At 68.7% G+C, this 13,024-nt stretch carries 13 protein-coding genes; 7 read left to right on the top strand and 6 right to left on the bottom strand.

What is annotated here, in order from left to right:
- Window positions 1-14: 14 nt before the first annotated feature.
- Together ACH4EW_RS02300 and ACH4EW_RS02295 are read right to left on the bottom strand one after the other, a co-directional pair.
- Window positions 15-893: a serine protease gene (locus tag ACH4EW_RS02300; protein ID WP_398250216.1), complete on the bottom strand. Its 879-nt coding sequence runs from the start codon at window positions 891-893 to the stop codon at window positions 15-17.
- 266 nt (window positions 894-1,159) lie between these two features.
- On the bottom strand, window positions 1,160-2,068 hold the full coding sequence (locus ACH4EW_RS02295; RefSeq protein WP_398250215.1) for a DUF3626 domain-containing protein: 909 nt from the start codon (window positions 2,066-2,068) through the stop codon (window positions 1,160-1,162).
- Between the two features lie 143 nt (window positions 2,069-2,211).
- Here ACH4EW_RS02295 and ACH4EW_RS02290 point away from each other — a divergent pair, with 143 nt between their 5' ends.
- Entirely contained in the window at window positions 2,212-2,424 is a 213-nt protein-coding gene (locus ACH4EW_RS02290) for a DUF4287 domain-containing protein (RefSeq protein ID WP_398250213.1), read from the top strand.
- 114 nt (window positions 2,425-2,538) lie between these two features.
- On the opposite strand, the gene ACH4EW_RS02285 is transcribed toward ACH4EW_RS02290, so the two are convergent.
- Both ACH4EW_RS02285 and ACH4EW_RS02280 read right to left on the bottom strand, forming a co-directional pair.
- A complete protein-coding gene (locus tag ACH4EW_RS02285) occupies window positions 2,539-2,847 on the bottom strand; it encodes a helix-turn-helix domain-containing protein (RefSeq protein ID WP_398250211.1) in 309 nt (102 codons plus the stop codon).
- The gene (locus tag ACH4EW_RS02280) at window positions 2,847-3,212 is read right to left on the bottom strand and encodes a type II toxin-antitoxin system RelE/ParE family toxin (RefSeq protein WP_398250209.1); all 366 of its coding nucleotides are present in this window, start codon (window positions 3,210-3,212) and stop codon (window positions 2,847-2,849) included. The genes ACH4EW_RS02285 and ACH4EW_RS02280 overlap by 1 nt, the downstream gene beginning before the upstream one ends.
- 302 nt (window positions 3,213-3,514) lie before the next feature.
- On the opposite strand from ACH4EW_RS02280, the gene ACH4EW_RS02275 reads away from it, so the two are divergent.
- The 4 genes from ACH4EW_RS02275 to ACH4EW_RS02260 all read left to right on the top strand — a co-directional run bounded on the left by ACH4EW_RS02275 (window position 3,515) and on the right by ACH4EW_RS02260 (window position 7,103).
- Window positions 3,515-4,726 (top strand): pyridoxal phosphate-dependent aminotransferase, encoded by a 1,212-nt coding sequence (locus ACH4EW_RS02275; protein ID WP_398250208.1) that lies wholly within the window; start codon window positions 3,515-3,517, stop codon window positions 4,724-4,726.
- Between the two features lie 310 nt (window positions 4,727-5,036).
- Window positions 5,037-5,414: a hypothetical protein gene (locus ACH4EW_RS02270; protein WP_398250206.1), complete on the top strand. Its 378-nt coding sequence runs from the start codon at window positions 5,037-5,039 to the stop codon at window positions 5,412-5,414.
- Window positions 5,415-5,518: 104 nt separating this feature from the next.
- Complete coding sequence (locus ACH4EW_RS02265) at window positions 5,519-6,424, top strand: hypothetical protein (RefSeq protein WP_398250205.1); 906 nt, start codon at window positions 5,519-5,521, stop codon at window positions 6,422-6,424.
- Between the two features lie 274 nt (window positions 6,425-6,698).
- On the top strand, window positions 6,699-7,103 hold the full coding sequence (locus ACH4EW_RS02260; protein WP_398250203.1) for a hypothetical protein: 405 nt from the start codon (window positions 6,699-6,701) through the stop codon (window positions 7,101-7,103).
- A gap of 108 nt (window positions 7,104-7,211) precedes the next feature.
- On the opposite strand, the gene ACH4EW_RS02255 is transcribed toward ACH4EW_RS02260, so the two are convergent.
- Window positions 7,212-9,023, bottom strand: a complete 1,812-nt coding sequence (locus tag ACH4EW_RS02255; protein ID WP_398250201.1) for an Ig-like domain repeat protein — start codon at window positions 9,021-9,023, stop codon at window positions 7,212-7,214.
- Between the two features lie 238 nt (window positions 9,024-9,261).
- Window positions 9,262-11,112: a phosphoenolpyruvate carboxykinase (GTP) gene (locus ACH4EW_RS02250; RefSeq protein ID WP_398250199.1), complete on the bottom strand. Its 1,851-nt coding sequence runs from the start codon at window positions 11,110-11,112 to the stop codon at window positions 9,262-9,264.
- Between the two features lie 212 nt (window positions 11,113-11,324).
- On the opposite strand from ACH4EW_RS02250, the gene ACH4EW_RS02245 reads away from it, so the two are divergent.
- The gene (locus ACH4EW_RS02245; protein ID WP_398250197.1) at window positions 11,325-12,020 is read left to right on the top strand and encodes a hemolysin III family protein; all 696 of its coding nucleotides are present in this window, start codon (window positions 11,325-11,327) and stop codon (window positions 12,018-12,020) included.
- Window positions 12,021-12,318: 298 nt separating this feature from the next.
- Window positions 12,319-12,951: a TetR/AcrR family transcriptional regulator gene (locus ACH4EW_RS02240; RefSeq protein WP_398250195.1), complete on the top strand. Its 633-nt coding sequence runs from the start codon at window positions 12,319-12,321 to the stop codon at window positions 12,949-12,951.
- Window positions 12,952-13,024: the final 73 nt, after the last annotated feature.

The raw sequence follows: 13,024 nt of genomic DNA, 5'->3' as shown, positions 1-13,024 counted from the left end.
CGGGATTCACAGACTCACGGCTTGGGCAGGGCGCACCCGGGCCGGTTGAGGTCGAACTTGCTGCTGGTACCGATGCACGGCACGATGCCGTAGGTCTGCTGGGCGTAGTTGATGCCGTGACGGACCGTCACATTGCCGCTCTCGTCGACCTCGCACGGGTTGTTGTCCGTGCACTGCTGCCCGTCCTCGTTGCCCGTGTTGTTGACAGCGACGACCTTGCCGGTCGCGTTGTCGATCACCGGGGAGCCGGACGTACCGCCGATGGTCTGGCAGGCGGAGGTGTAACGGACCGAGTCCTTCCAGGTCCATGCCCCCTCCTTGAGGCGGTAGACGAAACCGTCCACGTTGCAGGCGTACGTGCGCTTCCAGTAGCCGGAAACGACCGTGATCGCGGTGCCCTGGACGGGGTGCGCGGCGTTGAGCTCCAGGGCCTTGATGCCGTAGGTGCTCTCGATCTGGGCGTAGGTGCGGGTGAGTTGGTACACCGAGATGTCGGTGTCGGTCATCGTCCCGTACGCGATCTTGCTCGCCCGCAGGGTGCCGACACCGCTGCCGGCGGCGTTCAGCAGGGTGAAGCTACGGGTGGACGGCTGATTGAACACCACCTTGCCCGGCCCCGGGAATCCCGTCTCCATGCAGTGCCCGTTGGAGAGCACGAGCGCGGGGTCGGAGGGCTGGGAGTCGGGCGTACGGACAACGGAGCCGGAACAGTTGCTGAGCGCGACGGTCCCGGCGAAGTTGACCGCCTTCGGCGTGATCTGTTCCTTGAGCTTGACCTGTGGCTTGACCGTGCCGGTCGCTGCCGCGTCGTGGCTGGTGGCCGCGGTCGCGGGTGCGATTCCCGCCCCGAGGAGCAGAACGGTGAAAAGCGCGCCGACGAGAGGCTTCTTCATGTGGGGGTCCCCTCCAGTGAGCCGCGCAGGGCACACATGGCCCCTGCGACCGAAGTTCCTTCGGTTTGACATGTGCATGTTGGCGCACGGCAGGGGCCCCCACAAGGGGCGGTTTCCAGCCGCCCGGTCTCAGGCCGTTCGGTCCCAAGCCGCTCGGTCGCCGCGCCGGCTCGGCCGCATCGATCCGCTGATCGAGGCGGCACTCGATGTGCTCCATGGCCTGGTTCAGCCGCTCCAGTACCCCGGACTCCTTCCCTTACGAGCACTCACGTCAGGAAGCGCGTGCCCGGTCGGACCCGACCATCCATGCCCTGATCGGTCGGGTCGGCCGGGCGGTGCGGTGGTGCACCGAAGCGGGCGAGGCAGTGCCAGACCATCTTGAGCGACTGCGCGTCGTACCGGCCGCCGCGGACGGCGTCCCCGATGACGCGCGGGTCGAGCACGCCGTCCTGCGCGATCTCGGCGCCGAGTTCGACGATCTCCGCGCCCCGGTAGCCCGGACGGTGCCGCAACTGCTCGACGGTCAGCCGGAATCCCTCGTGCCACTCCGTCCGGCAGGGGAGCCGGTCGGCTGCCTCCTCAACCGGTGTGGACCGGTAGCCGGGGTCCAGCACCAGGGCCTCGACGTGGCGGTCGAGGACGACAGAGCCATGGATCTGCGCCTCGATGTAGTCGTCGAGCGCGTCGCGGTCGTCGGCCTCGGCCAGTTCGATGAGGTGCGTACCGGAAGCGACGCCGAAGTCCGTCGGCCCGGCTGCGCTGTCCGGGTAGCAGAACGTGGCCCGAGGCAGGGTTTCCGCGGTCAGCCGGAAGTACGAGGAACCGAACCTCGGCGCCGCACCGACGGACTTCCGACGGAAGTTCAACGCGCCGTACACCGGCCTCTGTTCGGCGGGCGCGTCGTCATACGCGCCGTCGAAAATCCGGCTCTCCCAGCGCCACCGGTCGCCGCCCGGGTGCGCGGTCAGGCCTCCGTTGCTGGTGCCGGTGACGAACTGCGACCGGTAGACACCGTCCTCGGCCAGCCGGTCCAGGATCGGCCGGCCGCCGACCAGCCGGTCGGGGTGGAAGTTCAGCGTGAGGGGCAGGTCGGGGTCGAGCGGCCGACCCGCGGACCGGGAATCGACATGTCTCAGGGCCCGCGCCTGCGGCAACGGAGCAGGAACTGCGTTCATCGGCGCAGTGTGCCGGAGCGCGGTCCACCGCCGCACTCGGATTGCGATCGGCCGACGGTAGCGGAGGCACGGCACGGCCCGGCCCGGCCCGGCCACCGGATATCGCCCGGACAGTCACCGTCGGCGATGACAGAATTCCCGCCATGACCGATGCAGTGAAGGGCCCCGCGAGCTATTTCCCGTCGATCGAGAAGAAGTACGGCCGACCGATAGCGGAGTGGAAGGAACTCATCCGTTCCTCGCCGCTGACCAAGCACCTGGAGATCGTCAACTGGCTCAAGTCCGAGCACGGCCTGGGGCACGGGCACGCCAACGCCCTGGTCGCGCACACGCTCGCCGAGGACAAGGCGAGGTAGAGCGCGATCACCCACCCGTCAGGGAAGCGGCCGCTCGGCGCCCACCGGGATGTTCTCCCTCCTCCAGGCGCCGAGCGGTGCCGGCTCCTCGTTGAGTCGGGCATCCCGATTCTGTCAGGCCGCGTGCGCTTCGAACCAGAGCGAGCCGAGGTCATGGCCGGCTGTGAGGCGTACGTCCGCGTCCAGGGCAGCCGCGAGGCTCCTGAGCAGTTCGAGTGTCGGCGCTGTACCGCCCTCTTCGATGCACTCGATGTCGTCCTCGTCCATGCCGGTACGCACGGCCAGCTCCGACACGCTGAGCCCGAGTGCGGTCCGGCGGTCGTAGAGGGCCTTACCGAAGGCCAGGGCCTCGCGAATGGCGATCCGCTCCGGGTCTTCCGTCCGGGTGTCCGAGGGAATCCAGCGACTGTGCTGTACGGCCATCACGCCTTCCTCTCATACATCGCGGTCACCGGTTCATGATGCACGCTCTCGCAGACCTTCTGGGCGCGTACAGCGCGGTCGATCTGACCTTGCTCGTGCTGCTTCGTCTTCCGGAACACGGTCAAAAGCACGATCGTGCGCGTCGGAGTGATCCAGTAGGTCACTCGGGGCGCGACGTCACGGAACCGCAGTCGCAGCTCCCAGACCGGCCCCTCGAGGTGGTCGGCCCAGGGGCCTCCCAATTCGGGCCCAAGGTCGGCGAGCATCCCGGCCACTTCGTCGACTCTCTTGAAGTCGCGGTCGCTCAGGCTCTCCAACCACGCCCGCACCTCCGGCTCGATCTCGAAGTCGTACGGCTTGTTCATACGATGGTCAACCCGACAGCCGGAATATGCGTCACGCCTCTCGCGCCTCCACGCTCCCACAAACCCCCCTTCACGCCCCGAGCACCCTCCGCTCACGTGGCGCATCTCACCCGTCCGCGTCCGTCGCGTCCCCGTTCCGCCCATTTCCAAGCCCAGCCCCCGTCCCCGACCCGCGTTCCCACGGTCGGGGGCGGCGGGCTCATGGTTATGGAAGCCGGAGCGGGGTGCCCGGGTTACTCGGGCGGGGTAACCGGAGACGAATGTCCGGGCGGCTCGTGAAACACGGCCGTAAGCTCCCAGCCATGCAGGTCATCCAGTCCACGAAGCTCGCCAACGTCTGTTACGAAATCCGGGGCCCCGTGCTCGAGGAAGCGATGCGGCTGGAAGCAGCCGGTCACCGCATCCTCAAGCTGAACACCGGCAACCCTGCCGCGTTCGGGTTCGAATGCCCGCCCGAGATTCTCGAAGACATACTGCGCAACCTCTCCGGGGCACACGGCTACGGCGATGCGAAGGGGCTGCTGTCCGCGCGGCGGGCGGTGATGCAGCACTACCAGACCAAGGGGATCGACCTCGATGTCGAGGACATCTACCTGGGCAACGGCGTCTCCGAGCTGATCCAGATGTCGATGCAGGCGCTGCTCGACGACGGCGACGAGGTCCTCGTACCGGCTCCGGACTATCCGCTGTGGACCGCCTCGGTGTCGCTGGCCGGCGGTACGGCCGTGCACTACCGGTGCGACGAGCAGGCCGACTGGTTGCCGGACCTCGCCGACATCGAAAGGAAGATCACCGACCGCACCAAGGCGCTCGTGATCATCAACCCGAACAATCCGACGGGTGCGGTCTACGACGACGAGATGCTGCGCGGGCTGACGGAGATCGCCCGGCGCCACAATCTGGTCGTCTGCTCCGACGAGATCTACGACCGGATCCTGTACGACGGAGCGACCCACACCCCGACCGCGACGATCGCGCCCGATCTGATGGTGCTCACCTTCAACGGGCTCTCCAAGAACTACCGGGTGGCCGGATACCGCTCGGGATGGATGGCGGTCTGCGGTCCGAAGGCGCACGCCTCCTCGTACATCGAGGGCCTGACGATCCTCGCCAATATGCGGCTCTGCGCCAATATGCCGTCACAGCACGCCGTGGCCACCGCGCTCAACGGGCGGCAGTCGATCAACGATCTGGTGCTGCCGGGCGGGCGAATGCTGGAGCAGCGGAATGTCGCGTACGACCTGCTGACCCAAATTCCGGGCGTGACCTGTGTGAAGCCGAAGGGGGCGCTGTATCTCTTCCCGCGCCTGGACCCCAAGGTCTACAAGATCAAGGACGACCGGCAGATGGTCCTCGACCTGCTGCGGGCCGAGAAGATCATGGTCGTGCACGGTACCGGGTTCAACTGGCCGGAGCCCGATCACTTCCGTGTGGTGACGCTGCCCTCGACCGAGGATCTGGCGGACGCGGTGACCCGGATCGCACACTTCCTGGACGGATACGGCCAGCCGTAGAGAGGTTGTCCCAGGTGGCGTGTTTGGTGAGCGTCTTGTAGCAGGTCAGGGCTGGTGCGAGGCCGAGGAGGGCTCGCCGCACCGGTGCCCGGCCCTGTTCTGTGGCCGGGCTGGGCTGGCGAGCCCAAGTGCGACGGTTCCGGGCCCTACATGACCAGCGCACGCCGGTAGCCCAGTTCAAGCTGCTTGATCACGGCCTTCTGCAACACGCCTCAATTGATCCCGATCACGCCAGGCCGGTGGTCACCGCTTCCGCTTCACGGGTGTGAACGGGCCGGTCTCGGGGGCTCCGAATGCCAAAGCCGGCCTTGTGCGCATCGTCTACGGCGGGGGCAAGGGCACTTTCGAGATTAATCAGGACCTCTCCACGGTTCCCGGCGACGCCGAGGCGAACGACTACTTCGGAGACTCGCTGGCCACCGTCGACCACAACGCGGACGGCTGCACCGACCTGGTTGTCGGCGCCTCCCGTGAGGACGTCGGTTCCGTGACGGACGGCGGCACCGTGGACGTCATCTACGGAGCCTCCGGTGGACTCGCCTCCGGCCGGGCGGCACTCCACCTGGAGCAGGGCGCGGGGTCAGGGGACATCTTGGCCGCGACGTCCGACAGCGGCGACCGCATGGGCGCCGCTGTCGCCGCCGGCCTCACGTTCGCCAATGAGCCGTACATAGTCATCGGAACATAGTCATCGGAGTCCCTGGTGAGGACGTCGACGGCAAGACTGATGCCGGCGGCGTCTTCTATCTGCGAGGCGCCGTCAACCGGGCGCTCAACCAAGGGAAGTCGGGCGTGGCCGGCACCGCCGAGGCGGGCGACAAGTTCGGTTCCGCCGTTGCCGGATCGGCCGATCATCTGGTGGTCGGCGTTCCGGGCGAGGGAGTCGTTCCCTATACGAGCGGCCCGAACGGGGCCGAGGTGGTCTCTGGTCAGGTCGATGTGCTGGGCCATGAGCTGAACAGCAGCGGTGTCCCCACCTACCGGGTATCCATCAATCAGGCTGACCCCCGAATAAGCGGTGAGGCGGAGGCAGGGGACCAGTTCGGGGCAGCGGTCTCGGCCGCCGCGGCCCGCACCACCAGAGGCTGGGTACCCTACCGGGGCTCGTACATCGCCATCGGCGTCCCAGGCGAGGACATCACCTACGCAGGGGCCTCCAAGGCCGACGCCGGGCGTGTTGTCGTGGTCAACGTGCTCCTGGGCGTCGGGATCGATGAGGTCAACTCCGGCTACGACCAGGCCCCTGACGATATCGTCGGAGCGCCCGAGGCCGGTGACCGTATGGGCGCTCAGGTGGCCGTCGTCAACCGCGCGCCCGAGACGAACAGCACCGCCTCCAGCCTGGTGATGGCCGTCGGCGTGCCGGGGGAGGACATCGGCACGGTCGTCGACGCAGGTGCGGTGAGCGTCTTTGGCCTGATCGGCGCGCCGGGCGACAACGACCGATGGATCGAGGCGGGCAACGGCTCCGGCATGCCGGGTACCCCGGGCACCTCGCAGAAGACGGGCACCAGCCTGCACGGCACGCAGACCAGCCTGTACATCGGCATGCCCTACGGCCCCGGCGCCTATGGCTCGCTGTACGCGATGCAGTGGACGAACGTGACCGGCGGCACCGTCCAGCCGGTCACCACCTATGCACCGGGGACGGGAGGCCTTCCGGCCGCCGGGCTGCGGTTCGGAATGACGGCTCGATGAAGAACGACTCTCCGGGCGCGTAGGCCCCGGATACCGGCAGGCCACAGTTTCCATTCCGATGCTGCTGGCGAATTCGAGTCCTCACGTGACGTCGGCTTCCACGACGTGGTTGGTCATGGAAGCCGACGTCGTCGTGGTGGAGAGGAATGTTGATGTCGATGCGGGGAGCGGCAAACAGGGGCGGCCGGTCCGCCTCTCCCACGGTATCGATCGCGGATAATTTTAGACTGAATCCAATGTAGGATGGTTCCATAGCATCACCAGGAGGCCATCCATGTACGAACCGATCCGCACCGAATCGGTCCACACACCGGCCGACCGCGCCGACGACTACCCGCACCGTTCCCGCGAGGAAGAGCTGGACATCCAGCTCGCCGGGCGCCTGGCCGCACTTCTCGCGGTCACCGACGAGCTGGACCTCGGCGCGGCGGGCGACCGCATCGCCGAGCAGGTGGCCAGGCTGCGCGGCACGCCACCCACCCGGCACGCCGGTCGAACCGATGCACCCGCACTCGCGCTCCACCGCCGCGCCCATGCCCTCGCGGGCCGCGCTCTGGTGGTGGCCGCGTCCCGCGCCGACACGGCCGTCGCGATCCTCGCGGCCGAGCGCATGGACGCCCACGCGGAGGCGGTCGCCACCTCCACCGCCGCCTCGTCGCACCTGGTCGGCGCCCTCTGACTGCCCCGGTCCACGGGCCGCCGGCGCGTGGACCGGGTGGCGCGTGGACCGGGTGGCGCCCATGAGCCGGACCGTACTCACCCGGTCACAACACGCCTACGAACAGAGCTAGTTGCGGACTCGCACCGTGGCCGACGCCGTCGATGCGCTGTGCAGGGCGTCGCCCGCGTAGCCGACCTCGTACGTCACCTGGCCGGCGGCCCGGGGCAGGTCGTTGATCGCGAAGGTGCCGTCGGCCGCGACGGCTGCCGATGTCAGCGTGCCGGTTCCCTTTCTGTCGGTGCGCTGCACGGAAAGGGTGATCCCGGCGGGAAGCGCACGTCCCTGACCGGTCAGGGTGCCGGTGATCGTCAGCCCCTCGCTCTTGGTCGCCTCCGCGGGGGCCGTGAGCGTGATGGTGGTCGGGGCCTTGGCGACCGTGACCGAGAGGGTGGTGTCCTCGGCCGGGCGGTGGGTGACGTCACCGGTGAAGGTGACGGTGTAGGTGGCGTCGCCGACCAGTGACGGGACGTCGAGAACGGTGAACGAACCGTCGGCGTCGACCTCGACGGGGGCCAGTTTGCGGTCGCCGTTCGCGTCGTGCCGTACCGCGGTGACCCTGACCGGCTCGGCGGGCGCGGGTCCGTCCAGCTCCAACCGGCCCCGGATACCGAGAGGTTCACCGACTACGGGCTGCCCCGGGGTGGTGGAGAGCGCGCCGGTGAAGCGGGAGTCGTACTGGGCGGCCGGGGGCTGGATGACATGCAGCCAGTACTCGGAGCCGGACGCGTTGGTGGTGACGGCGAAGAGGCGCGCCCCGTCCTTCGACCAGCTGAGCCCGCGCGGTGCGATCCGGCCCCCGTCGAGCGCACCCTCGAAGGCGAACTCCAGCGGTGCCGTGCCGTCAGCCGGGTCCGCGGGCTGCACCAGCAGGTCGGGCGTGGACCCGGTCGCGCCGGCGCCCCGCGCGATGTACGTGCCGTCGCCGCTGAAGGCGACCGCGGAACTCTTGGCCCCCTCGGGCAGCGGCTGGTACCCGGTCGGCGCGTCGGACAGATCGGCGGCGTCCAGGAGACGGGTGCCCGCACCGTGGGCGGCGTCGGCGACGGCGATCCGCCGGCCGTCGGCGGACTGCGCGACGTCCTTCATGTCGAGTGCGCCGCGGCCCTCGCTGTCCGCGAACCGCCGCTCCGGGCCACGCACGAGCGTGTCGCCGCTCGCGTCGAACGTGGTGAGGAACGGGTTCGGCTCCCCCGCGCTGGCGGCCTGTGCCATGACCAAGCGGTCGGGCGCCTCGGGGCCACTCGCCAGCCGCAGCCGACCCGTGGCGTTCCAGCCGGTGTTGACGGACTGGGTGCCGTTCGTGCCGTGCAGCCAGTTCTGGCGGGTGTCGCAGTCGAAGTAGTACGGCGTCTCGGTGTGCCATACCTTGCCGCCGGCGAAGGCGACATCGCGCGGGCAGCTCACGTCGTACGAGGCAAAGGTGAAGCCGGTGCGCGCCTGTGTCACGGTGTCGAACGCGAGGATCCCCGAGGACTGCGAGACGTAGAGTGTCCCGCTGTCCGTGCTGAGGGCCATCCCGGACGGCGCGGTGCCGGTGGGCAGCGAACCGACCTTCTGTCCCTCGAAGTTGTAGACGTGGACCTGGTTCGCGACCCTGTCCCTGCGGTCGTCCGTGATGTAGACCCGCTCGTGCACGGAGTCGACGACCATGGCCGAGTACGACGAGATCGGCAGCTTCGCCACGGTGTCGCCGGCCACGGGACCGTCGGCCGCGCGGGCGGCGGTCGGCGCGAGTGCGGTGAGTCCCGCGGTGGTGAGTGTCAGCGCGGCCAGCGTCGCCGCGATGCGTCCATGGTGCCGGATCTTGTTCAACTGAGTCCCCCACAGGCCCGGTTGGCCCTCCGGCCAGGCTCGACCGAAGGTGATGTGAAGGGACATCGAAGCGTTGTGGAGGTGTTGTGCGCAAGGATACGGCGATGCTTGGACGTTCTCTATAAAAGGGGCGGGAAAGAGCGGCCCCCGGAACCGTGAGGGGATTCCGGGGGCCTTACGACCTCGCCCACGGGTGAGGTCGTTACCGCGGCGGGCCGTTGACCCCACAGGTCAGGGCGGATGTCTGGAGACCCGGCCGCGGGGTGTGTGGGGGCGCACCCACGCGGGGTGCGCCCGGGGGGCGTCAGCCCAGGCGCTGGACCAGCGCGCGGTACTCGTCCCACAGTTCCTTCGGCGCGTGGTCACCGAAGGTGTTGAGGTGCTCGGGGATCAGACCCGCCTCCTCGCGCCAGACTTCCTTGTCGACGTTGAGCAGGAAGTCCAGGTCGGAGTCGGAGAGGTCCAGGCCGTCGGTGTCCAGGGCGCCCTTGGCGGGCAGGATGCCGATCGGCGTCTCGACGCCCTCGGCCTTGCCGTCCAGGCGCTCGACGATCCACTTCAGGACGCGGCTGTTCTCACCGAAGCCCGGCCACACGAACTTGCCCGCTTCGTTCTTGCGGAACCAGTTCACGTAGTAGATCTTCGGCAGCTTGGACTGGTCGGACTTGTCGGCGCCGACCTTGATCCAGTGGTTCATGTAGTCGCCCATGTTGTAGCCGCAGAACGGCAGCATGGCGAACGGGTCGCGGCGCAGCTCGCCGACCTTGCCCTCGGCGGCGGCGGTCTTCTCGGAGGCGACGTTGGCTCCGAGGAAGACGCCGTGCTGCCAGTTGAAGGACTCGGTGACCAGCGGTACGGCCGAGGCGCGGCGGCCGCCGAAGAGGATGGCCGAGATCGGCACGCCCTTCGGGTCCTCCCACTCGGGCGCGATGATCGGGCACTGGCCGGCCGGGACGGTGAAGCGGGCGTTGGGGTGGGCGGCGGGCGTGTCGGACGCAGGCGTCCAGTCGTTGCCCTTCCAGTCCGTGAGGTGGGCCGGAGTGGCCTCGGTCATGCCCTCCCACCAGACGTCGCCGTCGTCGGTGAGCGCGACGTTGGTGAAGACGGAGTTGCCCCACATGGTCTTCATGGCGTTCGCGTTGGTGTGCTCGCCGGTGCCGGGCGCGACGCCGAAGAAGCCGGCCTCGGGGTTGATCGCGTAGAGGCGGCCGTCCTCACCGAACCGCATCCAGGCGATGTCGTCGCCGATGGTCTCGACGGTCCAGCCGGAGATCGTGGGCTCCAGCATGGCGAGGTTGGTCTTGCCGCAGGCGCTCGGGAACGCGGCGGCGACGTATTTCGCCTCACCCTGCGGCGGCGTGAGCTTGAGGATGAGCATGTGCTCGGCGAGCCAGCCCTCGTCGCGCGCCATGACGGAGGCGATGCGCAGCGCGTAGCACTTCTTGCCGAGCAGGGCGTTGCCGCCGTAGCCGGAGCCGTACGACCAGATCTCGCGGTCCTCGGGGAAGTGCGAGATGTACTTGGTGGAGTTGCACGGCCACGGAACGTCCTCCTGGCCCTCTTCCAGGGGAGCGCCGAGCGTGTGGACGGCCTTGACGAAGAAGCCGTCGGTGCCGAGCTCGTCGAGCACGGCCTGTCCCATGCGCGTCATGGTGCGCATCGAGACGGCGACGTAGGCGGAGTCGGTGATCTCGACGCCGATCGCGGACAGCGGGGAGCCGACGGGGCCCATGCAGAACGGGACGACGTACATCGTGCGGCCGCGCATGGAGCCGCGGAAGATGCCCCGCTCACCCGTGAAGCTGTTTCCTTCTTCCCCGGTGAAGATGGCCCGCATCTCGGCGGGGGCCTTCCAGTGGTTCGTCGGGCCCGCGTCCTCCTCCTTCTCGGAGCAGATGAACGTACGGTCCTCGACGCGCGCGACGTCGCTCGGGTCGGACGCGGCGTAGTAGGAGTTCGGGCGCTTGGTCTCGTCCAGCTTCGTGAACGTGCCCTTGGCCACGAGTTCCCCGCACAGGCGCTCGTACTCGGCCTCGGAGCCGTCGCACCAGACCACCTGGGCCGGCTCGGTGATGGCTGCGATCTCGTTCACCCAGGAGATGAGCTCCTGGTGATGGGTGGGGGCAGTGAGGGGAGCCGCGATGTCGCGCGCCACGATCGCTCCTTGAAGAGGGTGTCTGTTTGGTAGTTGCCCCGTGGGGGCTGCGACCCGGACGCTTCGACCCCTTCGAATCTCGTTGGCGCTCATCCGGTGCCGACCGCACTCATTTGATCATCCGACCGATTCACCCATATGTCCAGGGGAGCGCACACGTGAGCATCGCCACTCGTGGCTCGTACCTACGGTGGCGTAGGTACGATGCGGGAATGACTGCTGCCGTCGCGCCCGAGCCGGCCGGGCTGGAAACAGCCGAGTCCGACACCGTCCCGGTGAAGCCCCGAATGCGTGGCTGGCTGCACGCCGGAATGTTCCCCGCCGTGATCGTCGCGGGGATCGTGCTGGTCGCGCTGACGGACAGCGTCCGCGGCCGGATCGCCTGCGGCATCTACGTCCTGACCGCGTGCCTGCTGTTCGGTGTGAGCGCGCTCTACCACCGCGGCACCTGGGGGCCGCGCGGCGAGGCGGTGCTCCGCAGGCTCGATCACGCCAATATTTTCCTGATCATCGCGGGCACCTACACCCCGCTGACGCTGCTCCTGCTCCCCGAGGCGACCGGGACGCCGCTCCTGTGGGCGGTCTGGGCGGCGGCGGCCGCGGGCATCGCCTTCCGGGTGTTCTGGGTCGGCGCCCCGCGCTGGCTCTACACGCCCTGCTACCTGGCGATGGGCTGGGCGGCGGTCTTCTTCCTGCCGGACTTCATGCGGACCGGCGGGGTCGCGGTGCTGGTGCTGATCGTCGTCGGCGGGCTGCTCTACAGCGCCGGCGGCGTCATCTACGGCATCAAGCGGCCCAATCCGTCACCGCGGTGGTTCGGCTTCCACGAGGTCTTCCACTCGCTGACCCTGGCCGCCTTCGTCGTGCACTACGTCGGCATCTCACTGGTGGCCTACAACCACCCCTGAGCACCCTCCGCCCCCCTCTCCCGCAATGGCCGTGGCTTGAAAGCCGCAGCCATTCGTCATGCCAGGCCCCCGGCACCCCAGAAACATTGACACTCACCACCTTTTGAGAGTTACTTTCACTTGACTGTGAGTACGGCAGACGGGCAGCGCTCTCGGGATCGCGCTGCTGGGAAGCCTGCTCGCCGGTGCGTACAGCGGCCGGCTCGACACCACCGGCGTTCCTGACGAGCCTCCCCGCCCCGTCGCAGGAGCGGACGGAGATGGCCCCGGCGCCCGTCGATGGCTGACAATGGCAATCATGGCCGCCACCTCTCGTACCCCTTCCGTTTCCGCCCCCGGGACGCAGCCCCAGCTGGGGCTGCGCGAACGGAAGAAGCTCAGGACCAGGATCGCGATCCGCCGGGCGACATACCGGCTGATCTCCGAGCAGGGGTACGACGCGACGACGATCGAGCAGATCGCGGAGGCGGCCGAGGTGTCCCCGAGCACCGTCTTCCGATACTTCGCGACCAAGGAGGACATCGTCCTCACCGACGAGTACGACCCGGTCATGGAGGCCGAGCTGCGGAACCGGCCGGCCGACGAACCGCCGCTGGAGTCGCTGCGGTTCCTCATGACCAAGGCGCTGACGGCGTTTCTCGCGGCCGAGGAGGAGGAGCTGCGGCAGCGCACCCGGCTGATGGTGGAGGTCCCCGCCATCCGGGCGCGGATGACGGAGACCATGTCGGACACGGCGAAGATTCTGGCCCGGGCGCTCGCCGACCGCAGCGGCCGCAGCCCCGACGACCTGGAGATCCGGGTGTTCATCGCGGCGGTGCTGGGGGCGCTGCGCGAGGTGACGCTGTACTGGGGCGAGCACGGTCAGGAGGGCGACCTGATCGCACTGATCGGCCAGGCGCTGGACACGCTCGAAGGCGGTCTGACGCTGTAGGAGGGGGCCCTCCGCCCTCGGCCCCGCACGGCCCGTCCCTCGGCCCCGCACGGCTCGTCCCTCGGCCCCGTAC

The organism is Streptomyces sp. NPDC018000 (genome assembly GCF_044328025.1).
In the GTDB taxonomy this organism is placed as follows: domain Bacteria; phylum Actinomycetota; class Actinomycetes; order Streptomycetales; family Streptomycetaceae; genus Streptomyces.
Note: the sequence above shows the minus strand (reverse complement) of the source record. Positions and strands in the feature narration are given on the sequence as shown.